At 34.5% G+C, this 23,776-nt stretch carries 20 protein-coding genes; 17 read left to right on the forward strand and 3 right to left on the reverse strand.

Annotation, left to right across the window (positions count from 1 at the left end):
• The first annotated feature begins 31 nt into the window (after positions 1-31).
• The 17 genes from A5821_RS01590 (at position 32) to A5821_RS01670 (ending at position 20,411) form a co-directional block, all read left to right on the forward strand.
• Positions 32-1,534, forward strand: a complete 1,503-nt coding sequence (locus A5821_RS01590) for an Lsa family ABC-F type ribosomal protection protein (RefSeq protein WP_086312757.1) — start codon at positions 32-34, stop codon at positions 1,532-1,534.
• 329 nt (positions 1,535-1,863) lie between these two features.
• Positions 1,864-3,954 (forward strand): hypothetical protein, encoded by a 2,091-nt coding sequence (locus tag A5821_RS01595; RefSeq protein ID WP_086312759.1) that lies wholly within the window; start codon positions 1,864-1,866, stop codon positions 3,952-3,954.
• Positions 3,955-4,247: 293 nt separating this feature from the next.
• Positions 4,248-4,949 (forward strand): DUF969 domain-containing protein, encoded by a 702-nt coding sequence (locus tag A5821_RS01600; RefSeq protein WP_086312761.1) that lies wholly within the window; start codon positions 4,248-4,250, stop codon positions 4,947-4,949.
• On the forward strand, positions 4,946-5,890 hold the full coding sequence (locus A5821_RS01605) for a DUF979 domain-containing protein (protein WP_086312763.1): 945 nt from the start codon (positions 4,946-4,948) through the stop codon (positions 5,888-5,890). Before A5821_RS01600 ends, A5821_RS01605 begins: the two co-directional genes overlap by 4 nt.
• 79 nt (positions 5,891-5,969) lie before the next feature.
• Entirely contained in the window at positions 5,970-6,614 is a 645-nt protein-coding gene (gene pcp / locus A5821_RS01610) for a pyroglutamyl-peptidase I (RefSeq protein ID WP_086312764.1), read from the forward strand.
• A gap of 168 nt (positions 6,615-6,782) precedes the next feature.
• Positions 6,783-7,955, forward strand: coding sequence for a hypothetical protein (locus A5821_RS01615; protein ID WP_086312767.1), 1,173 nt, complete (start codon positions 6,783-6,785; stop codon positions 7,953-7,955).
• A complete protein-coding gene (locus tag A5821_RS01620; protein WP_086312769.1) occupies positions 7,952-8,569 on the forward strand; it encodes an MptD family putative ECF transporter S component in 618 nt (205 codons plus the stop codon). The genes A5821_RS01615 and A5821_RS01620 overlap by 4 nt, the downstream gene beginning before the upstream one ends.
• Complete coding sequence (locus A5821_RS01625) at positions 8,544-9,239, forward strand: energy-coupling factor transporter transmembrane component T (protein WP_086312771.1); 696 nt, start codon at positions 8,544-8,546, stop codon at positions 9,237-9,239. The genes A5821_RS01620 and A5821_RS01625 overlap by 26 nt, the downstream gene beginning before the upstream one ends.
• Positions 9,239-10,666, forward strand: a complete 1,428-nt coding sequence (locus A5821_RS01630; protein WP_086312772.1) for an ABC transporter ATP-binding protein — start codon at positions 9,239-9,241, stop codon at positions 10,664-10,666. Before A5821_RS01625 ends, A5821_RS01630 begins: the two co-directional genes overlap by 1 nt.
• Positions 10,667-10,679: 13 nt before the next feature.
• Positions 10,680-11,018, forward strand: coding sequence for an antibiotic biosynthesis monooxygenase (locus tag A5821_RS01635; protein WP_086312774.1), 339 nt, complete (start codon positions 10,680-10,682; stop codon positions 11,016-11,018).
• A gap of 501 nt (positions 11,019-11,519) precedes the next feature.
• Positions 11,520-14,147: a glycoside hydrolase family 38 C-terminal domain-containing protein gene (locus tag A5821_RS01640; RefSeq protein ID WP_086312776.1), complete on the forward strand. Its 2,628-nt coding sequence runs from the start codon at positions 11,520-11,522 to the stop codon at positions 14,145-14,147.
• Between the two features lie 21 nt (positions 14,148-14,168).
• Positions 14,169-15,491 (forward strand): PTS sugar transporter subunit IIC, encoded by a 1,323-nt coding sequence (locus tag A5821_RS01645; protein ID WP_086312778.1) that lies wholly within the window; start codon positions 14,169-14,171, stop codon positions 15,489-15,491.
• An 86-nt stretch (positions 15,492-15,577) separates the two neighbouring features.
• A complete protein-coding gene (locus tag A5821_RS01650; RefSeq protein WP_086312780.1) occupies positions 15,578-16,375 on the forward strand; it encodes a MurR/RpiR family transcriptional regulator in 798 nt (265 codons plus the stop codon).
• 20 nt (positions 16,376-16,395) lie between these two features.
• Positions 16,396-17,661: a glycoside hydrolase family 125 protein gene (locus A5821_RS01655; protein ID WP_170922929.1), complete on the forward strand. Its 1,266-nt coding sequence runs from the start codon at positions 16,396-16,398 to the stop codon at positions 17,659-17,661.
• Between the two features lie 10 nt (positions 17,662-17,671).
• The gene (locus tag A5821_RS01660; RefSeq protein ID WP_086312782.1) at positions 17,672-19,045 is read left to right on the forward strand and encodes a glycoside hydrolase family 1 protein; all 1,374 of its coding nucleotides are present in this window, start codon (positions 17,672-17,674) and stop codon (positions 19,043-19,045) included.
• Positions 19,046-19,140: 95 nt separating this feature from the next.
• A complete protein-coding gene (locus A5821_RS01665; protein ID WP_249921813.1) occupies positions 19,141-19,506 on the forward strand; it encodes a hypothetical protein in 366 nt (121 codons plus the stop codon).
• A gap of 146 nt (positions 19,507-19,652) precedes the next feature.
• The gene (locus A5821_RS01670; protein ID WP_086312784.1) at positions 19,653-20,411 is read left to right on the forward strand and encodes a class I SAM-dependent methyltransferase; all 759 of its coding nucleotides are present in this window, start codon (positions 19,653-19,655) and stop codon (positions 20,409-20,411) included.
• Between the two features lie 71 nt (positions 20,412-20,482).
• Here A5821_RS01670 and A5821_RS01675 read toward each other — a convergent pair whose 3' ends face one another.
• From A5821_RS01675 to A5821_RS01685, 3 genes are all read right to left on the reverse strand, one after another.
• A complete protein-coding gene (locus A5821_RS01675; RefSeq protein ID WP_086312785.1) occupies positions 20,483-20,917 on the reverse strand; it encodes a universal stress protein in 435 nt (144 codons plus the stop codon).
• A 151-nt stretch (positions 20,918-21,068) separates the two neighbouring features.
• Complete coding sequence (locus tag A5821_RS01680) at positions 21,069-22,370, reverse strand: murein hydrolase activator EnvC family protein (RefSeq protein WP_086312786.1); 1,302 nt, start codon at positions 22,368-22,370, stop codon at positions 21,069-21,071.
• Positions 22,371-22,629: 259 nt separating this feature from the next.
• Complete coding sequence (locus A5821_RS01685) at positions 22,630-23,445, reverse strand: helix-turn-helix domain-containing protein (RefSeq protein ID WP_086312787.1); 816 nt, start codon at positions 23,443-23,445, stop codon at positions 22,630-22,632.
• Between the last annotated feature and the right edge of the window lie 331 nt (positions 23,446-23,776).

Here is a 23,776-nt window from a genome sequence, read left to right on the forward strand (position 1 = left end):
TTCCTTCCGCTTTTCTTAATGAGGTGAGACTATGTCAAAAATTGAACTAAAAAATATAACATTCGGCTATGATACCCAAGGAACATTACTTTTTGATCAAGCAAATTTAAACTTTGATACCCAGTGGAAATTAGGCTTGATAGGAAGAAACGGCCGTGGCAAAACAACATTACTAAAAATTTTACAGAATCAACTGCCGTATAGTGGTCAAATCAATCATCAATTAGATTTTCTGTATTTCCCGCAACCAATTAAAAATAAACAACAATTAACGTATTATGTGCTTCAAGAAATCAGTGATTTTGAACAATGGGAAATTGAGCGTGAGCTAAATCTTCTACAAGTTGATCCAGAAATTTTATGGCGTGATTATGAGACCCTTTCTGGTGGCGAACAAACCAAAGTTTTATTGGCTTTGCTGTTTATTGATGGTCATCATTTTCCCTTGATCGATGAACCAACCAATCATTTGGATATTGTAGGTCGAAAACAAGTTGCCGATTATTTGAAAAAAAAGCGCCAAGGGTTTATCGTCGTTAGCCATGATCGTTCCTTTGTGGATGAGGTTGTCGATCATGTATTATCAATCGAAAAAAGCCAATTAGAGCTCTATCAAGGGAATTTTTCTGTCTATGAAGAGCAAAAGAAAATCAAAGATGAATTTGAATTCGCTCAAAATGAGAAATTAAAAAAAGAAGTTAATCGACTGAGAAAAACAGCTGCTGAAAAAGCTGAATGGTCACGTTCCAAGGAACAAGATAAATATGGCAAAGCTTCTGAAAAAGGGAGCGGGGCAATTTTTGATACTGGTGCTATCGGCGCAAGAGCTGCTCGTACAATGAAACGTTCAAAGACGATTGAACATCGTATGGAAACACAACTATCAGAAAAAGAAAGTCTTTTAAAAGATATTGAGTATATCGATCCTTTGACAATGAACTATCAGCCTGGGCATCACAGACGGTTACTGACGGTTCAAAATTTGGTGTTAGGTTATCAGGAGCAAGACCTGTTTCAAAAAGTGTCTTTTGAATTAAACCAAGGTCAACGTATTGCATTGGCAGGGCAAAATGGTTCTGGAAAATCATCGATTATTCAGTTTTTACTTGATCAATTTGATGGAGAAAGCCAAGGAGACATTCTGCGACCAACTCAAGTAAACATTAGCTACGTTCGTCAAAATTATGAAGATAATCAAGGAACTTTACCAGAATTTGCTGAAGAGCAGGGACTAAACCATCAAGAGTTTCTCAATAATTTGCATAAATTAGGGATGGAAAGAGAAGTTTTTCAAAATCGTATTGAGCACATGAGTATGGGACAGCGCAAAAAAGTTGAGTTAGCAAAATCTTTAGCACAACCAGCGGAACTTTATATTTGGGACGAACCATTGAATTATCTTGATGTTTTTAATCAAGAACAACTAGAAAAATTGATTTTATCTGTCAAACCAACAATGTTGATAGTAGAACATGATCAAGCTTTTTTAGAAAAAATTGCGACTCAAGTAATTACGTTAACTAAAATCAAATAAAGATAAACTGTCAAGCGATACTAAATAATAAAGTCGTTTGACAGTTTTTTAACAGGTTTTTCATTGATAGAATCAATAAAGTAAAGTATGGATTCGTTATGTTTATGAGAGGAGAAGGCTAGAAAGATAGAAGATACCAAGCAGCAGTTCATGATTTTTTTTGCACGTCATCTGTTATGGGAGACTCAAAGAGTTTGGTAGTCAAACTTTTGATTTTATTTAGGAGTGAACTCTGAGATATTGACGTATTGTTATTCCTCTTTATTTTTGCCATAATAAGTAAGAGGAGAATAAATGACTATAGAGAAGTGAGAAAGAGAGTTGGGGTTATGAATTGTTGGGAAATTTTGGAGTTGGAACCAACTTCAGACAAAAAGAAAGTGAAGCAGGCATATGCTGCAAAACTAAAAACAATCAATGTTGATGATGAGCCATTAGCATTTCAAACATTAAAAGAAGCGTTCGATTCGGCAATTTTTTTGTCAGGAACAATTATTGAAAGTAATCGACCGATCAAAGACAGCAACATTTCAGTTGAGAATAGTGATTTTACCACAGAGAAGCAAATGATTGAACTAAAAGAAGATGTCGTGAATCATCCTAGTGATGAAAAACAAGATATCTTTATTGGAAAAGAAGTTGAGCTTATTGATGAAAATTATACAGAAGCATTAGAACCAATAAAAGCGGTCGAACAGTTTAAGCAAGAACTATTAACGATTTATGAAAAAATGGACTTTTTTTCTGATATAGAATCTTGGAGGCCGCTATTTTTAAATGAATTAGAATGGACGATCGATGAACATAGTGAGATTACAGAAGTGATGCAGGAATTTCTATTAGCGAATTATCGTGTACTTTCGAGGAAAGTTATTGATTATTTGGACAGTTTTTTTGATTTTGATTCATTAGCCAACGACTTTAAATCGGGCAATTATTTTTGTTATACATGGACAGAAATCAAACATGTACCACCCTTTACATTTGATATTTATCAAGAAATTCCGAAAGAACAAAGGATCGAGTATTTTACCAATCGTTTTGAGCTGTTTCAATTAGTAAATAGTGGTGTTCCAAATCAAAATTCTTGGTATGAGCGATTAGACCTATGTAGAAGCGTAACGACAAGCGACGTTGAGGTGGTTATTTTAGAGATATCCTATCTTTTACTGAATGATTTTAGAATGGAAAAAGGGCAGACTGTCATCACATTAAAAAAACGACTTAGTGAAGCAAGAGAATTAAAAGAAACGAATGCTAGTGATTTTTTTAGTGCTTATTATGAGTGGGCTACACAAAATGGGGCGGCTAATGATGTATTGATTTTTGATAAAAGTGAACTAAATATACCTCCAACAATCGTTGATTTGTTGATGGGATATGTCTATTTTACTCTACGTCGACACTCACGTGTTAAAGAATGCTGGGATGATCTCAGAAAAAAGAATCATTCATTGTTTAGACCAGAAGAATTAGCTATGCTGCAACTGGTCGAACCAATACGTGTTCCCTCTAAAAAGAAAAAAAGCGGCGGCCAATATGTTTGGATGATTTTTGTATTGATTTTTGCTATTGTTAAAATAGGTGGCGCAATTTCAAAAAATAGTGAGAAAAATTCATATGTCCCTACGATCAATAGACAAAATCTGTTTAGCGGAGAACATGATTCACAAACTTCTAAGCTTGTGAATAAGCTATTAGATTTAAAAGAAAGTGAAAATCTTTATGATCAATTTATCTATTATTTTTATGTTGATCGAGAAGATGATGATCGAGCAAGCTTTATAGAAGCAAACCTAGTTGGTCAAGCAAAAGACATGGCACAACAGTTAACGATTGCTGAGCTGCCAGAAATACAGATCGACAACAGATATGATTTTTACTCTTCACCAGATAATGTTGCGAATTATGGACCTGTAACGGCACTGACTCTTTTAGATGAAGAGGAGCCATTTATTATCCTTCAAGAAGATAAAGAAGAGAATATCGCGAATATTTTTGGCGCTAGTTGGGAAGTACTACCTAAAGATAAATTTGATGCATTATGGGCAGATATTCAAGTTCGCCCGATGATGTCACAAAAGTTTTTTGTTGTTTATTATTTATTGTCAGATGAACGCAATGAGAATCTGAAAGATAATCCAGAGTATGTGACAGATAACGTGAAAAAAATGCTGGATAAAAATAGTTCGATGCCAATAGCAGAAGAATTTGAATCAGGAACATGGCAAATTAGCCAAGATGAAGAAGATAAACTGTACACAATTATCAATGATGAAAAGGATGAACATCGCTTTATTTTGTCATATGATGATTATGGTCGCTTAGAGCATGTGTATGGGGAAAATTGGGAAAAAATAGATGAGGTGAAGAAACAGCAGATCTATGATAATGCTGAAGAAAAAGTTGGTGTTTATTGATCAATAATAAAACAAAGTAGCAGGAATAGTAGGCGTCTCTGGTGCTGTTCATTTTATATATCAAATCTTAAAAAGTTACTTCTGTGATTCATACGCTCACAGAGGTAATTTTTTTATGAGATAGAGGATTATTTTTATGAAAAATGAATAGTATGTTAAAAATTAAAAATAAAACAAATATTGTGTATAATAAAGAAGTCATTGATTTCGAAAATGAGCTACGAAGGATGTCGCAATACGCTCCATTTTCAAAATATGATTTTGCTAAAAAAATAAAGAAAGAAGTGTGAGCAGTGGAAAATATTCTTAGCCTATTAGGCGTACTGATCGTCATTGTCGGTTTTGCAATGAAATTAGACTCGATTTTGATCGTAATGGTTTCCTTAGTTGTAACAGCTTTAGTCGGGGGACTCGGGTTAGAAGGAATGCTGGATATTTTAGGTACAAGTTTCGTAAATAATCGAGGTATGGCTATTTTTATTATTATTATGTTAGCTACAGGAACATTAGAAAGAAATGGTTTAAAAGAATCAGCAGCATCGCTAATTCGCCGTTTTAAAAAAGTTTCAGCTGGTTTGATCATTGATATTTACGGGGTTTTTCGGATGATTTTTGCGGCATTTAACGTTAGCTTTGGGGGTGTCGCTGGTTTTGTTCGTCCCATTATTTTACCAATGTCGATCGGAGCAGTTGAATCTCAAGATTTAAAATTAAACAAAGAATATGAAGAAGAGCTAAAAGGAATGGCTTCGGCTATGGAAAATATTTGCTGGTTTTTTGGGCAAGTGTTGTTTATTGGCGGATCAGGCGGTCTTTTAGTTCAATCAACATTAAAAGAATTAGGTTATGAAGTGACGTTAGTCCAATTGGCTGCTGTTGAAATTCCTGTAGCATTGGTAGCTTTAGTGGTTGCTAGTATTTATTTTTATACGAAAGATCGTCGCTTGATGAAAAAATATTATGGCGATAGTGAGAAGAAGGTGGACCGAGTATGAGTTATTTTATGAATTCTGAAATATTGCTTGGCGAGAAATTATTAGAAGTGTTATATATTTTAATGGGCTTGATTTTGGTTTATACGGGGATTAAGAATTTACTAGATAAAAGTAATCCTCATCGCTATGGTACGGGCTATTTTTGGTGTGCTTTAGGGATTGTAATTGCTGGCGGTCGCTTTATCCCATCAATGATCAGCGGTGTTTTGATTTTTTCAATGACGATCCCAGCAATCTTGAAAAAAGTCAGTAAAGGAAAAAGTAAGTTGCCTTCTAAAGAGTATATGCAACAAATGTCAGATAAATTAGGTATGAAGATTTTTATTCCAGCTTTAAGTATTGGGGTATTTGCTATTATTTTTGCCTTATTTACTAAATTGGGCGCGTTGGTTGGTGTTGGTGCGGGTGTTTTAGTAGCAATTCTGATTTTAATGTTTTATTCTAAAAATAATAAACCAACGACGTTTTTGGATGATGCGGCAGATATGCTTGGAACAGTAGGGCCATTGAGTATGTTGCCTATGCTTTTAGCTTCATTAGGAGCTGTATTCACAAGTGCTGGTGTTGGAACGGTGATTTCTTCTGCAGTCGGAACGATCGTGCCACAAGGGAATGTAGTGGTTGGAATTATTATTTATGCCTTTGGTATGATGCTATTTACCATCATTATGGGAAATGCCTTTGCAGCAATCACTGTGATGACAGTTGGGATCGGAGCGCCATTCGTCTTAGCCTATGGTGCCAATCCAGCTTTGATCGGTATGCTAGCACTGACTTGTGGTTATTGTGGTACGTTACTGACACCGATGGCGGCGAACTTCAACATCGTTCCAGTTGCCATGTTAGAGATGAAAGATAAATATGGTGTGATCAAAAATCAATGGTTTATTGCGATCTTCATGTTTGTTTTTCAAGTTGTGTATATGATTTTGTTTAAATAATAATTCATCAAGCGTTATAGACTCGTCAAGCGGAACTTGATGAGTCACTTATGCTAGTAAATTTAGGAGGAGATATGTAATGAAAGTTCTAATCACAGGTTTTGATCCATTTGGTGGAGATTCGGTGAATCCAGCGTATGAAGCAGTAAAACTGATTCCAGATGAAGTAGCAGGAGCCCAAATCATTAAATTAGAAATACCAACCGTTTTTCAAGAGAGTGCTAAAGTTTTAGAAGCATCGATGAAAGAACATAATCCTGATATCGTTATTTGTGTTGGGCAAGCTGGGGGACGTAGCGCTGTTTCCTTTGAACGAGTAGCGATCAATTTAGCTGAGGCGAGAATTCCAGATAATAAAGGAAATCAGCCAATTGGAACAAAATTGGAAGAAGATGGAGAGACAGCTTATTTTACTTCATTGCCAATTAAAGCGATGATGAAAAACGTTCAAGAACATGGTTTACCCGCTTACATCTCCTATACCGCAGGGACATTTGTCTGTAACGATATCATGTATCGTCTATTGTACATGATTGACAGAACATTTTCAGGTGTTAAGGGTGGATTTATTCATGTGCCATTTGAGCCGACACAAGTAATTGACCGCCCAGTAGGGACACCGTCTATGCCAATTCAATCGATTGCTGATTCATTAACATTTGCAATCGAAGCGGCGGTTACAACAGAGGTAGATATTGAGGAGAATACAGGAACAACACATTAAAATGAAATGAATCAAAAAATAGTTTGGACTAATGACGATTGGTTCAAACTATTTTTTATGAAGACAGTTATTAAATAAAGGGCAATACAAAAAATATTTTTTACTGATAATGATTCTCATTATCATTTTCTTGTGCTATACTAACCCAATAAGGAAAGGAGTGTTTCAATGAATGAGCTTATAGTAGATACATTTTCAATTCACTATACCACTTCGAAAACAGCGGACTGTCAAGTAATGCTGGATGATCATACATACATTGAGAATAAAACATTGCCTCGTTATTTTATCTGTGAGACGAAGTTGACATTCTTCGAATTTTATCAAGCTGATTGCCCTGAGTTACAGGAGACAGACTATCACTTGTCTAAGAAGTTCCAACAAATTGTGGATAGATTTCCTCATACAAATCAGGAAAAAGTTACTTTAAATGATAAAACTAGCTATAATATGAATGGAGTGCCAATTTATATAACTGCCAAAGATTATATTTTAGGAAAGAGTCAACCGAATAAGTATCCAGCGTTTAACAAAAAATTGGAAACTGTTCAATCATTGACGCCTATAACTGAAGAGGAATTATCTTCAGATGTTAGATATAAAAGAAAACGGCTATTTTTAGATGGTACTTATGGAGCTCGAGAATTATTGGAAGCTGCTCAGCAAAAACATGTTAAAACTATTCAAAATAAGTTAGAGTATATAAATGAACTGTATTCTTTTGCCAGTTATCGTTATGCAGCGATGATTCAATTTTTACCAGAATATGGCATAAAAACCTATGATCAGTTTCATGAAGCATACGGTAAATATGTTTACAGTTTTACGATTACTAAGAATGGTAAAACAATACCGCTTTTGTGGCCAGATTATCTCTATCATAAACCTGAGAATCATTTAGAATTTGGTCTGTTATCTAATACAGATCAGTCTAGATATCAACTATTTGACCATTGGGAAACTGGCGAGTCTATAACCATTGAAATTCTGGCGGATGGGTTTGAAGATGTTCGGTTTGACTCTCATTTAAAACAACAAATGGCGTTTTCACCTCAATTATCTAAAGTAGAATATAATCAGGATGAGATGATTTGCCTATCTATTGATCCAGGCGTCATTAAAGAGTTAAGGAAACAAACTGCCTTGTTTGAATTATTTAAAACAAAAAAGACTGCAGAGAACGCTTATTTATTAGAGTACGAGTTGCTAGAAGATCAACTACGATTATCTAGCAAACAGTTTGAAAAACTAGGACGTTATCAATTGAAAATCACTAGTGATAGTTATGGTCAGCTATTATTTTTATTCACAATAAAACAAGAAGGGTCAGTACAAGAATGAAAAAGTTAAAAATTCAAGATTTTATTTCGATAGGAATCTATACAGCTATTTATTTTTTAGTTGTGACGATTGCTATGGTTATTTTACGCTTTACGATTCCAGCCTTTAATTCAGTTTTAATACCAAGTGCTACAGCACTTTTTGCAGGAATTGTCTATTTGTTAGTTATCCATCGGATTCCTCGTTTTGGCGCTATCACGATTATGGGGAGTGTAATGGGCTTGTTTTTCTTAGTCTCAGGACATTTTCCTTTATCCTTTTTACCCAATATTCTGTGTGCAGTAGCAGCTGATTGGATTCAATATCAAACAAAACTATCTGAAAAAGTACGCACAATGGTCAGTTATACTGTATTTAGTTTTGGTTTGATGGGACCAGTATTGCCATTATGGTTTATGAAAAATGCTTATGTTGACTCACTAATTGCTCGTGGGAAGGATGCTGTTTACATCGATAAAGTTTTTGCACCGATCACTACAACAACTTTTTATGTCTGTGTGGCAGCGGTTATTATATGTAGTATTTTAGGTATTCTGATCGGTCAAAAGATTTATGCGAAACATTTTGATAAAGCTAAAGGAAAACAATATGGAAAAAACATACGTAACCTTTGATCCCAGAAGTAAGCTTTGTACGATTTTATTTGCTAGTTTTTTGTTGATGTTCCCTTTGCCATTCAAAGCGGAAATCTTGTTTGTGACACTACTTTACTTACTATTCATCTTAAATGGTAGTTTTAAAAAAGGCACGATTTTTTATGGTATATTTTGGTTGCTAATTTTAGGCGACTATCTATTATTTCCTTATATCGATAACTCTCTTGCTGCTTTTTTTGATTTTTTATTCGTAGGCAATCGACGGATGCTGCCAACGATCATGGCAGCGGCTTTTGCAATGAATCGAACAAAAATAAGTGAGTGGATTGCGGCGTTAAAGAAATGTCATGTACCATTTGGCTTGATCATTCCGTTAACAGTCTTGTTTCGGTTTTTCCCTACATTGTTTCAAGATTTTAGAAGCATCCGTAATGCAATGAAATATCGAGGTATTGCAGTTTCTACCGTTGATTTGTTCTTACATCCTTTTCAGACGATGGAGTATATTATTGTGCCGATTTTAATGTCAGCAGAAAACACATCGTTAGATCTATCGTCAGCAGCATTAGTTCGTGGTCTAGCAAATCCGACATCGCATACAAGTATCTATGAAATACGATTAAAAGTTCAAGATTATTTATTGATTGGGTTATTAGTTCTTTGTGGAATCTTTGGGAGGTTGATTTAATGATTGATTTAAAAGATGTAACTTTTTCTTATGAAGATCAGGAAAAAATCATCCGACAAGTAGATTTAAAAGTCAATGAGGGAGAGTTTATCGTATTATGTGGTAAAAGCGGTTGTGGAAAATCAACATTATTAAGAATTTTGAATGGGTTGATACCAGAATTGTATACGGGTGAATTGGCTGGAACGGGGAGTGTATTGAACCAAGAACTGCTAGAAAAAGATTTTAATGAATATGTTCGTGATATAGGGGTTGTATTTCAAAATCCGAAAACTCAGTTTTTTACGAGTGATGTGTATTCTGAGTTAGCTTTCGCGATGGAAAATTATGGCGTAGCGCAACAAGAGATGATTGATCGAATCAATGAAATAACTAGGTTGTTTTCACTAGAGGAATTTTTAGAACGCAGTATGTTTCATTTATCAGGAGGCCAAAAACAATTGATTGCATTTGCTTCTGCCAGTATGTTGAAACATCGATTATTTTTATTAGATGAACCTTCAAGTAATCTAGATGAAGCGACAATCAACCAGTTGAAAACCTATTTACAAGTATTAAAAAATCAAGGGATGACAATCATAGTTTCTGAACATCGTTTATATTATTTGACGGACCTTGCTGATCGCTATTTAATTATGGATCAAGGTCGAATCATTGAAAACTATACAAGTCATGAAATGAAAGAAAAATCCTCCTTAAACATTAAAAAAATGGGACTAAGATCCCTTGAACAAACTTATTTTAAGAAGAGTATTCAAGCAACTGAATCTCATGGGGAAATAGTATTAACATGTGAGGAACTTGATTTTCATTACCGCAAGCAGCCTTCCGTTCTGAACATTCCTACACTCACTTTAACTAGTTCGCATATTACAGGTATAATTGGTTGTAACGGAGCTGGAAAATCAACTTTTTCAAAACTGATATCAGGACTGCTCAAACCTAATCAAGGAATAATTCGGTTGAATCAGCTTGCATTGCGACCAAAAGAGTTGATCAAAGAGAGTTTTGTGGTGATGCAAGATGTTAATTTGCAATTGTTTTTTGAAACAGTAGAAAAAGAAATCAGTTTAAATGCAAAAAATACTGCTGAGTTTGATAGAGTTGTCCAGATGTTGAATTTAGAATCCTTGTTATTACGTCATCCGCAGACCTTATCAGGAGGAGAAAAACAACGTGTTGCTATTGCTAGTGCCTTATTATCAGGCAAAAACGTGATTATTTTTGATGAACCGACAAGCGGTTTAGACTTAGTGCATATGGAGGAAGTCAGTAATACGATTCGTTGGCTGCATCAAGAAGGAATATTGGTACTAGTGATTACACATGACAAAGAATTTCTCAGTCAAACATGTCAGCGAGTTCTTCACTTTGACCAGGGACAAATCATAGAAGATTATTTTATTGAAACAACTATAAAAGACTAATGGAGGAAAAGCTATGTATATTGTAACGAATACGATTAAAACTGAGACGGCTCATTCACAAAAAATCATTAAACAGTTTACCGCTGGTCATACTAAAGAAAGTATGGAAGCGGTAGATGGATTTTTGAATTTTCAATTAATGCATCGATTATTACCAGAGGATCCTGAAATAACGGAATTGGTTGTTTTAAGTCGCTGGACTTCAAAGGAGCATCAAAAAAATTGGGTGAACAGTCAATCGTTCAAACAGATGCATCAAAGAAAAGACAATAAAGAAGAGCCTGAAAATGAAAAACCTAAAAGAGCTGGATTTATTTCAAGTACAATAGCTGAATATGACGTTTTAACGTAAAAAAAATTGTGGATAGTACTGGAATAAGAGTTCGTTACATCCATTCTTTGTGCTATATCTATCTTTGCAGCCCGGTGATTAGAAAATCAGGTGGATAGATCGAGTTCTAGTAAGCTTTTAGGGCATACGTCCACCAAAATGACTTTAGAGACATACACAGATTAACTGATTTAAAGTCTTAAAAAACATCTATAGAAGCGTTCGGAACAAGTGCATCAAGAGTAAATAGTTATATAAAGACTAAGAACCGCTAGTAAAGAAGGAATAACAAATAAAAAGTGTTTACAATTTCTAACTGATAAAAAATGAATATGTAGTGAAATAGGTGTCTAATGAAGAATTTTCCTTTCGTTCATAAGACACTTATTTATTCGTTTTGATGAAAATATTTTCATTAATTATAGACAATGAAGAAAATACTTGAAAATATTATCGGAATTGTTCTCTTTTTTTATAATCCAGAGTATATTAAATAAGAAGAGAGATGGAAGGAGAATTACAATGAAGAAAATACATGTTGTCGCTCATACACATTGGGATCGTGAATGGTATTTTAGCGATAATGAAGCATTTATCCAATTTTCTTATCATATGGATGAAGTGATTTATGCTTTGGAAAATAACGAATTAGACTACTATTACTTAGATGGCCAATTAAGTATTTTAGATGATTATTTAAAAGTTTATCCAGAAAAAGAAGCAAGGATCATAAAATTAGTTACAGCGAGTAAATTATTTATCGGACCTTGGTATACGCAGATGGATGAATTTGTGGTAGCTGGGGAATCAGTTGTGAAGAATTTACAAATTGGTATCGATATGTCAAAAAGATTAGGCGGCTACACATCCTTGGGCTATTTACCCGACTCTTTTGGTCAAGGAAAGGACATGCCTAAAATTTATAATGGGTTTGGTATTCAAGATGCTGTATTTTGGCGAGGAATGCCTAGTGGAGTCACAAAAAGTCGTGAATTTTATTGGACTGCTGAAGATGGTTCGAAAGTATTGACGATCAATATTCGCAATGGTTACTATGCTGGAGTGACGCTCGTTGAGGGCGATCTTTATCAAAAGAAATCTATGCTGGATCTTGTATCTGAGGATAGCAGTACAGAGATAGTGACTTTACCAGTTGGAGGAGATCAGCGAGCGGTAGATCGCAATTTGAAAGCAATTATCCAAGAAGTTAATGAACAATTTGACAGCGAATACAAAATTGAAGAAAGCAATTACCCTCATATTTTTAATCTATTAAGAGCCAGAGCAGAAAATTTACCAACGGTTCAAGGGGAATTTATGAGCGGAAGTGTTTCGAAAATTCATCGTTCGATCTATTCATCAAGATACGACTTAAAAAAATTGAATGACACGATCGAAAATCGCTTGATTTTCCAGTTAGAACCTTTGATGTTAATGGCGGATGATTTAGGAATTCCCTTTAAAAGAGAACTGTTGGATTATATTTGGAAGCTATTATTGAAAAATCATGCCCATGACAGCATCGGTGGTTGTAATACGGATAAAACCAATGAAATGATTTTGGCTAGATATAAAGAAGCGGATCAATTGTCTTATTCAACGATCGATTACCTTGTGCGAAAAATATCTGAATCCATTGAAGGAATCAAAGAAAATGATTTAATTTTATTTAATACACTGCCCTATACCAGAACGGATCCTTATGTGGTAGAAGTGAGTACAAAACTTGAAAATATTAAGTTATTTGATGAAAATCATAGTGAACTGGATATACAAGTAATATCAACAGAAAAAGTGTATGCTGGTGAAGTTAGACGATCAGAAAGTGATTACGATGAATCAAAATATTACTACATCCATAAAATAAGCTTCATTAAAGAAACATTACCATTATCATATAGGATTGTTACCATAGAAGAGCAAAATGAAATGATTGATAACACAGATCGAACTGATAGAGAAAATGCAATTATTGAAAATGATTCATATAAAATCAGTTTTGCAAAAGGGAAGTTCTCTATTTTAGCAAAAGACCAAGGAAAAATGTATGAAAATTGTCTTTATATGGAAGAATCTGGTGATGAAGGAGATACGTATGATTATTCACCTGCTTATCACGATAAAATCCATCAGTTGACTTTTGATACGACAGATGCATCCGTCCAAACTGGTTCCTTTATTTCTACAATGACATTAAAGGGGAGTTGGCAGGTACCAAAAGATTTAAACGCTAGAAAAGAGCAAAACTTAAATGAAGTGATTGACTATACTTTTACATTGTCATTAAGCAAAAGTTCTAAGCGAATTGATATGAAATTAAAAATCAATAATCAAGCTTTGGATCATCGAATGCGCTTCGTTGTAAAGACACCAGTTGAAAGTCAGGTCAGCTATGCGGATACACTATTTGGCATTGTAGAACGAAATAATCACGATCCTCATATCAATGATTGGAAAGAACTTGGTTGGAAAGAAGAACCAACAGAAATTTATCCAATGATCCATTATGCGAATATTCATGATACAACAGCTAGCTGGACTGTTATTAGCAAAGGAATCAAGGAATATCAAGTGATTGACAGCAAGATGTATATTACTTTGTTTAGGGGGGTAGGGTTTTTAGGTAGACCTGAATTGTTAAGAAGACCTGGAGATGCTTCTGGGAATCAATTCCGCTATATTCCAACGCCAGACAGTCAATTGCTAGGGACTTTGGAAATGGAATTTTCATTGATGATTGCTGAGGAGTTTGATCCCGTGAAAATCCAAAAAGAATATCAACAATATTCAGTGGCAAGTCCGTATTACCAAGTTCAGCTATTGAATCGCTTTACCAATCCCATTCAATACTTCCAAAGCAATAAAATAGATCAATTAAATAGTCCAAAAGAAATTCTGAATTTAGATAATTCTAATCTAGTATTTAGTGCATTGGAGTTAAGCCGTGATGGTCATAGAATCAATATTCGTTTGTACAACCCATCATTAGTAGAACAAGTTGTCAACGAAACAATCCTATTAAAGGATAAAAAGAATGTTTCTTTTGTCGATTTAAAAGGTGACTTGCTTGAATCTTTAGGGAATATAAATGAAATTCCATTAGGTGAATTTAAACCAGGGGAAATTAAAACAGTTTCAATAGAAAGATAACACAAGAAAGGTCGAGCTAAGATGAAAATAAATATTGAGAAAATTCAGGATCCATTACTAAAAATCGCTAATAAAGTAGATAATAACAGTGTTTTACAAGCAATTAAAAATGCTTTTATCAGCAGTATTCCTTTTACTGTTGTGGGTTCCTTTTCTAATTTGATCAAGATGCAGATCGATGCATTTTTTGGAGAGACGGCAATCGGACAAACTGCTTCTGCGATTTTTGGTAATGTTTACCAAGGAACACTTGGAATCGTTGCATTACTGATCGTGTTTTCTACTGCTTATAACTATGCAAAAGAATTGATGAAAAAGCATCCAGAGGCCAATATCAATCCTTTGTTGGCAACACTATTAGCTTTCGCAGCTTATTTTGTAATGGTACCAAATAATGTGAATTTCGCAGATAGTTCTGCTGATATTTTACAAGGATATGCCAATAATTTCTTTAGTTATGAAGGAATGTTTACAGCGTTGATTGTCGGATTACTTGCTGTTTTTCTCTACTCGATTTTAGCAAAACATAAAATCGCCATCAAACTACCCGGAAATGTTCCGCCAAATGTGTTTGACTCATTCTTTGCATTGATTCCAATTTCTATCGTGTTATTAGTTTGTTCTGTCATGAAAGTTGTGATCGAGGCGTTTGATTTTAATTCCTTTATGGATATGGTCAGTCAACTTTTTGTTCAACCGTTGACTTCTGTTGGAACAGGGTTGCCTGCAATTATCGTTGTTATTTTGTTAGAACAAATATTATGGTTTTTAGGATTACATGGCTTCAATATTGTTTGGGGTGTTGTTTCAGCTTTGTGGTTGCCAATCTTCTTGGAAAACGTTGCAAAATTTGCCGAAACAAAAAGCTTTGCTGACATTTCTGTGGCACCAAATACAATGACGAATGTGTATGCAATGATCGGTGGTTCAGGGGCAACGTTTGGTTTGATTTTAGCCATCTTGATTTTTACACCAAAAACATACAGTGGACGTGAAGTCGCTAAACTTTCATTTATCCCAGGTTTATTCGGGATCAATGAGCCGATTATTTTTGGTTTTCCAATCGTTCTAAACCCATTAATGTTTATCCCGTTTGTATTTGTACCAGTATTTAATGCGATTGTTGCATACATTGTTACTAAAATTGGTTGGGTCGTCCCACTAGTTGTGTTAAATTCAGGTAATGAGCCAATCTTTATCAGTACTTGGATTTTAGGGGCATTCCATTTAAGCCCAGTAGTTTTAACGGCTGTTTTAGTTGTTTTAGATATCTTTATCTATGCGCCATTTGTTCGGATGAATATGAAATTTGATGAAAGCCAATTACTAAATGCACAAGATTAGTAGATGGTAAAATAACAAGAGATAAACTGGGTTAGAAGTAGCCCAGTCTCTTGTTTTATTTACTATAAAGAAAGAAGTGATCAATCATGGAAAGTTACATTGAACTAATTATTCAGGCAAATCAAAAAAAATTTACTGATGTAGAACGAGTGATTGCACAATATTTTCTTGACGGGAATAAAGAACTAGGGATTCAAGAGCTAGCTAAACAACTAAGTGTATCTAATTCTTCAATTACGCGTTTTTGTAAAAAAATTGGGTTAGCTAATTATAAAGAATTGATATACTTATATAAATATTCCAGTAAAGGAACAAAAAAACAAACCGATTCAAGTATTAGCTATGTAAATTTAAATTACTCATTACTGCTAAATGATATTATCGAAAAACTAGACAAAGATGAAGTAAAAAAAGCAGCGTTAATGATTGATGGTGGACGAATTATTCACTATTGGGGGACAGGGTATAATGCTTTTTGTGGAGAAGATTTCCAGTTTAAATTCTCTCGTCTTGGAAAAATTGTCAACGTGATCAAAGATGAACATTCCATTGTGATGATGGCTCATGGTGTCCAACAAGGTGATTTAGTTGTTGTATCTTCGATTTCGGGTGACAACGCAGCTATTCAGGAAGCAATAAAAATTGTTTCAGACAAACATGCAAAAGTGATTGTGATCACAGCAAATGAAAAAAGTTCCTATAAAGCATTTTCTGAAGCATTTTGTTTAACGAGTTCAATGGGGAAAAAAGATATGGGTGGGATATCACCTCAGATTCCTGTGTTGACGGTAATTGACATCTTATATACTGAAATACTAGCGATGTACCATGAAGATACAATTAAATCTTGGATTAAGTCAGAAGTGATTTTAAAAGGAAAGTAAAAAGGGGAATGATCATAAGAATGAACTATTCAAAATCAGTCATCGAAAATGTAAAAAAAATAGTAAGCGAACAATCCGACAATCCAAGATGGGGTGAAGTGTTCTCAAATTGCTTTGACAATACGCTAGAAACAACCGTAAAATCAACAGCCGAAGATACTTTTGTGATCACGGGCGATATCCCAGCAATGTGGTTGCGAGATTCATCTGCTCAAATAAAACCTTATTTGATCGTAGCAAATGAAGATGAAACTATCAAAAAAATGATTCGAGGATTAGTTGATCGTCAAGTAAAATGTATTTTGATCGATCCATATGCGAATGCTTTCAATGAAAAGGATAATGGCAATTGCTATCATGAAGATATCACACAAATGAATGGTTGGATCTGGGAACGGAAGTATGAAGTGGACTCATTGTGTTATCCAATCGAACTAGCTTACTTATTATGGAAAAAAACAGGGGAAACAAAGCATTTCACTAATGATTTCAAAAAAGCTGCAGAGATGATCATTCATGTTTTCAAAACTGAACAGCGGCATGAAAACTCACCTTATCGTTTTGAGCGTATTGGCGAAAGGCCAGAAGATACGCTTTCCAACAATGGATTTGGTGAAGCTTTCGGCTATACTGGTATGACTTGGTCTGGTTTCCGTCCAAGTGATGACAGCTGTACATATAATTATTTAATTCCAGCCAATATGTTTGCTGTTGTTATTTTGGGCTATTTAGAAGAAATTTTAAATGAATTTTATTTTGATACATTACAAGCTGAGAAGGCTTGTGAGCTAAAACTAGAAATCGATCATGGTATTAAGAAATGGGGGATTATTGACCATTTTGGGCAAAAAGTTTATGCTTATGAAGTGGACGGACTAGGCAACTACCTCTTAATGGATGATGCAAATGTACCAAGTTTGTTAGCAGCACCCTATTTAGGGTATTGTTCGATTGACGATCCTGTTTATCAAAATACACGAAAGCTGGTTTTATCTGATAAGAATCCATATTACTACGAAGGAAGTAAGTTAAAAGGGATTGGGAGTGAGCATACGCCTAAAGAGTATGTGTGGCCAATTGCACTGTGTATTCAAGGATTGACGACTAATGATCGATTTGAAAAAGCTGAACTTCTAAATAATTTAGTTCAGACAGATGCAGGTACAAATCACATGCATGAAGGAATCAATGTTCATGATCCTAACCTGTTTACTCGCGAATGGTTTTCATGGGCGAATATGATGTTTTGTGAGCTACTTTTAGATTATTTAAAAATAAGTAAATAGGAGAAAAGCAATGAAAAAATTTCCAGAACATTTTTTATGGGGAGCGGCTACTTCTGCACCGCAATCGGAAGGACATGGCTCCTTGAATGGAAAATCCCCTTCGACATGGGATAAGTGGTATGAAATGAATCCAGAGAAATTTCAAAAGAATCAAGGACCTGAACATACATCAAATATGTATGAAATGTACAGTGAAGATGTCAAAAGAATGAAAAATATCCATATGAATTCCTTTAGAACATCTATTGCTTGGACTCGTTTATTGCCAGATGGTAAAACAGTTAATCAAGAAGCTGTTACTTTTTACCGTAATTATTTTTCTGAATTACATGCAAATGGGGTAAAACCAATCATCAATCTATTTCATTTTGATATGCCTTGGTGGTTGATGGAAAAAGGTGGTTGGGAAACACGAGAATCAATTGATGCATTTTCTTTTTATGCGACTACTTGTTTTGAGCTGTTTGGTGATTTAGTGGATCAATGGACAACTTTCAATGAGCCTATGGTTCATGTAGAATGTGGCTACCTATACGGTTACCATTATCCTGCAGTTCATGATTTGAAAAAAGCTGTCCAAGTGGGTTTTCATACGTTAATGGCGCATACGATGGCTGTAAAAGCATTTAAAGACGGAAAGTATCAAGGGCAAATCGGAATCATTTTGAATGTCTCTCCATGTTATCCTAAAAGCCGATCGGAAGAAGATTTACGTGCAGCAGAACTTGCTGATTTACTGAATACAAAAAGTTTTTTGGATCCGACCGTTTTAGGTACAATACCGCCAAAGTTAGTAGAATGTTTAGCGGAAAATGAGCTTCTTCCGAAAGTTGCAGAGCAAGACTTAGAAATGATCAGAATGAACTTAGTTGATTTTATTGGTATGAATTATTATCAACCTCGTCGTGTTCAAGCGCCTGCTGAGGTGAATCAGCCAGCTATATCGCCAGCTGATTTTTATGATCATTATGATTGGCCGGATAAAAAAATCAATCCTTATCGAGGATGGGAAATTTATCCTGAGGCATTATATGATGTCGCAATGATGATCAAAAATGACTACAACAATATTGCCTGGTACGTGTCAGAAAATGGAATGGGTGTGGCAGATGAAGAGCGATTTTTGGATCAAACTGGGATGATTCAAGATGATTATCGGATTGAATTTATGGAAGACCATTTAAATCAGCTGCATAAAGGAATCGAAGCAGGAAGTAATTGCTTTGGCTACCATACGTGGACTTTTGTCGATTGCTGGTCTTGGCTGAATGGATATAAAAATCGTTATGGTTTTTACCGACTGGATTTAGAAAATGATGAGCGTTCTTTGAAAAAGAGCGGGATTTGGTTCAAAGAGCTGATTGATCGAAATGGCTTAATATAAGTGAAAGAATAAAGCTGGAAATAAATCTGGCTTTATTCTTTTTTGATTGGTGTTATAATAAATAAAGAAGATATTGTGTAAATTGAAAAGGCGTGATGAAGATAAATAATCGAGAACAACAAAAGAAATTTTCCGAACGAACAAATATCAGTAATAGTACATTTGACGCAATGAATACAAATCAAACTCGCTTTTCTAATGGTCAAGGTAAAAATATCCTGCCAACAGAGAGAGAACCATCCGCAGCTAGTTACTACTTTTCGACAGGATTTATATATTTTACAGGTGTTTTAATCGCGGTTGCTTTGTTTATCTTTGTTGTTCCTTTAATGAAGTATGTGGTATCAACGACTTTTTATGAAGGGGCGGGGTTTCTTTTATGCGGTTTACTTTTTTGTGTTGTAATGGGGTATCTATGGATTTATATTGGACTAAAATTTATCGAAAAATCTAGGAGATGATCTATTGAAAAGAAAAGTGATGCATCGAAGTAGCTACTCAGTACAGTTATGATCTGATAGAAGCTGTATTGAGAAAACTATTTCTGTCAGAACAAACTGTCTCTAACTTACAATATAGCAAAATAAGATGTAAGGAAGGTCTAGTTATGGAGAAAATGAAGTTAAAAAAGTATTGGCAAACTATTGAAGAACTGGCTTTTAGTGGTTGGGATTTTTCGTATATGAATCACAGATGGGAAATTGAAGAGTTGCCTTGGTGTTATTCTGAATTTGTTCGTGAGTATTTGTCCAAGGATCTGAATTTATTGGATATGGGAACTGGTGGAGGAGAATTATTACTGACATTTAATCATCCCTACGATAAGACTTGTGTAACTGAAGGATGGGAACCAAATTATCAGTTGCTAAAAGAAAAACTTCAACCTTTAGGTGTAACGATTGTTTTTGTTGCTGAAGATGATCAACTAAATTTTCCTAATGATTCCTTTGATATCGTTTTAAATAGGCATGAGTCTTATGATCTTGGGGAAGTAAGGAGAGTATTGAAACATGGCGGAGTTTTTATTACACAACAAGTTGGAGATCAAAATGGCTGTATTCTTTCAGAAAAATTGCTGAAGAATGTTCAACCAAAAATCAACAGGTGGTCACTAGAAACTGAACAAAAATCATTGTTAAAGGAAAATTTTGATACTATATTTGCTAGAGAATATTATCCATATCAACATTTTTACGATATGGAAGGATTGATTTATTACGTTAAAAGAGTACCCTGGGAATATCCCAATTTTTCTGTAGAAACTCATTTTGATGAATTACTTGCGCTTCAAGAAGAATTACTAAAGAATAGGTTCATTTATAATCAACAACATCGATTTGCTCTAGTAGGAAGGCTAAAAGGGTAACGAAGAAGCGTATAGTCAGCAAGTTTAGAGCTGGCTACACGCTTTTTAAGTTGTGATAAACAAACAAAAACTTATTTCACAACAAGGACATTACAAGGGGCAGATTGCACAACATAACTAGTCGTAGTGCCTAGTTGATTCGATTGGATCATCCCTTTACCAGTAGCTCCAACGATAATTAAATCAATTGCTTGATTTGTGGGTACTATTGTAGAAATCATTTCCTTTGGATTACCAATTTCAACAATTGGAATCACATCTTCTAAACCTTGTTCAGTGGCATAATAAATATTTTTTAATAGTTCCTTTTCGATAGCTTCTTTTTCTTCAGCCAATACTTTTGAATAAGCATAAGAGCTATGGCTGATTGCATTTTCGTCAACAACAGATAATAAATATAAGGTAGCATCTTTTTCTTTTGCAATAGCAACACCATGTTTTAAAGCTAGCTCAGAGTTTTTTGATCCATCCAGAGCGACTAAGATATTTGAGTAGTTATTGATCATTGTAATCAGCACCTTTCTTTATCTAACTTCATTATAGCACGTTCAATGGCAGAGGTTAAACGAATCGATGGAAAGCATGTGCTAGAGTCGAATTAAATCAAAAAAAGATAAGAAACCAGAATCAGACTGGGTTCTTATCTTTTTTGATTGCTTATAAGCCAAGGAAAGGTGCGGGATTAACAAAACCACTCCATAATCCTGTTGAAATACTGAAGTGTAGGTGAACACCGGTAGAATTTCCAGTAGTTCCCATGCCCCCTAAAGTTTGTCCAGCACTAACACTTTGTCCTGCTGCGACACTTAAGCTACTCATGTGTAAATAATAGGAATAATAGCCATTGTCATGTTTGATTACAACATGATTTCCTGCCATACCACTATAATTTGCACTAACGACTTCGCCTGAACGAGCAGCCATGATTGGTGTACCACTTGCGCCACCAAAATCGATGCCATCATGGAAACTGCCAGAAATCCCAGTAGGATCTTCACGACCGCCAAATCCACTCGTGATGTTCATACTTGCTACAGGAGCAGACCATCCGCCAGAAGAAGCTGGTGGAGGAGTAGGAGCTTGTTGTGTATTATCAGAAACATCATTGCTACCAGTATCTGCTGAAGTATCAGGCACACTTGCTGGCTGTTCCTTTTCTGTTGTTTGAGTAGTAGTAGTGGCTGTTGGTTTGATTTTAGCTTGTTCTTTCGCTTGCTTTTCAGCTAAAGCTTTGGCATCTGCTTCTTTTTTCTTTTCTTCAGCAATTGCTTTTAATTGGGCTTCTTTTTTCTTGATAGCTTCTTCTTTTTGTTTAACGAACTTGTCTTTTTCAGCCGTTTCTGTTGCAAGATTAGCAGCAATTTCATTGATTTTAACATTCTGTTCAAGTTTTGCCTCTGCCAAAGCTGCTTCTTTTTCTTCAAGTTCAGCGGTTTTCTTCTCAAGTGTTGCTAATGTTTCTGTCAGAGATACTTTCAGTGCGTCAAGATCTTTTTTGTCATTTTTTTGAGCAGTTAGAATGTCATTATTAGCGGTAACTAATGTATTGACAGCTAAGGCTTTTGAAATAGCATCAGAAATCGATTCAGCACTTAGTAAAACAGTTAGCATAGATTCTTGTTCATGATTTGTTTGAGTATTTCTTGCTTGAGCGCGCAACTGTTCATTTCGTTTTTTTATTTTAGTTTCTAAATTCGCAATATCAGTGTTTAATTTATTCATTTCTTTTTCATGTTTTTGTTTCTCAGAGAGAACAGTTTGATATTCTGTTTCGATTGTTGCGATTTCATTTTCTAAAGTTGCTAAGTAATCTTTAGCGTCCTTCTCGTTTTTTACGATATCTTCTATTTTTTTCATTTGATTTTCGATTTTTTGATCAAGATCATCCGCTAACACGCCCAGTGGTGCAACGTTTACTAGTAAAATAAATGAAAGTGTAATCAGTAGTTTTTTCTTCAAGTGATGTTCCTCGCTTTTTATTTATCATTTTAAACAGGGGATTAAAAAAAATCACCATTATCATTCTTTAATAACACAAGATAAAGTATACCATAACCTTTAGAGAATAATCATGTTTAAAGAGCAAGATTAATAGAGAACTCTGAAATTTAAAATCTGGCAACAAAGGTATCATCTAATTGTAATATATGACATTTACTATTAATAACAGAAATTAGTTGTAATAGTCATTTATAACATATTTTAGACTATATAAATGCTACATATCGTTGTATTCTGCATGAAATTCATCCAGTAAATCAAGGAAATCTTTTTTTATTTTGGAATACTTTTTCTTCACTGTTTTCTCAGACAAGGGTTTTCCTTTGATCTTTACTTTAGTAAGATCAGTATAATCAACTACTTTGGATCCTATTTCATTTCTATAGGAAATATCGTTAGTCACAACTTCGGACAATAGATTAAAGAGTTGAGGAATCGATAGAAAATTTTTACTTGATTCAGTGCGCTTTAATATATTGCATACTAGAAATAGGACAGAGGCATTTATTTCTTTTTGGGTGGAATCAGCTAATAACTCCTCTAGTATGGGTAAAAAGTCATTCCTATAGCGATCGTCTTGTTCAATCTTATACACAGCAAGATCTTCGGCAATTAATAGTGGTTGCTTTGAACGTTCTAATTGATAGTTTGTTTCAAATAATTCTGGAAATAACTCATTTGCAGTAGTTAATATTAACAAATCTTGAGCATAAGTAATTTTACGTTTCTCTAGTGTACCGATTAAATATTCAAGCTGCTCAGGATCAAGATCTTTACGCAAACCTGCTTCAGTTAATAGTTTCCTGACATATTCGATGAAATCTCCATAGCGAATCCAGTCAGCAGTCGTATTACCAAGAATTGCTATTTTTTCCAGTCGTTCTTGTTTAGGTAGATTATTTCCTTTTTCCCAATTGTTAACTGTACTAGCACTTGAATTTCCAACTAGATTTGCAAAAAGAGCCATTGAATATTTGTGTTGATTTCTAATTTCTTTGATCCGTTTTCCCGCCGCGTTTAAATCTAATTCCAAAATAATACCTCCTTAATCATAAAAGCTTGAACGAACTGATTTTGTTTTGACTAAAAGTGGAAAAGTATGACTGTGATCCTTTTTTTTGTTTATTCATGCATGATCTTTATTGAAAGATCAACTTGAGACGCTAACTAAAACTCTTTCCTCTACTATATCATTATTTCAAGAATAGGTGTACCGTTTTTTTTTCATTTTGTTCTTGTAATGTCTCTATTTAAATGCTATTATTTTTATACCGAAATTTATTCATTTGGTTGTTTCTTTTAACCGGCATTCTTTTTCAATATAAATGTACTTATACTTTAAAAACTTAATAATAAATTTAATT

The sequence above is a fragment of the Enterococcus sp. 7F3_DIV0205 genome (genome assembly GCF_002141365.2).
GTDB lineage: Bacteria > Bacillota > Bacilli > Lactobacillales > Enterococcaceae > Enterococcus_L > Enterococcus_L palustris.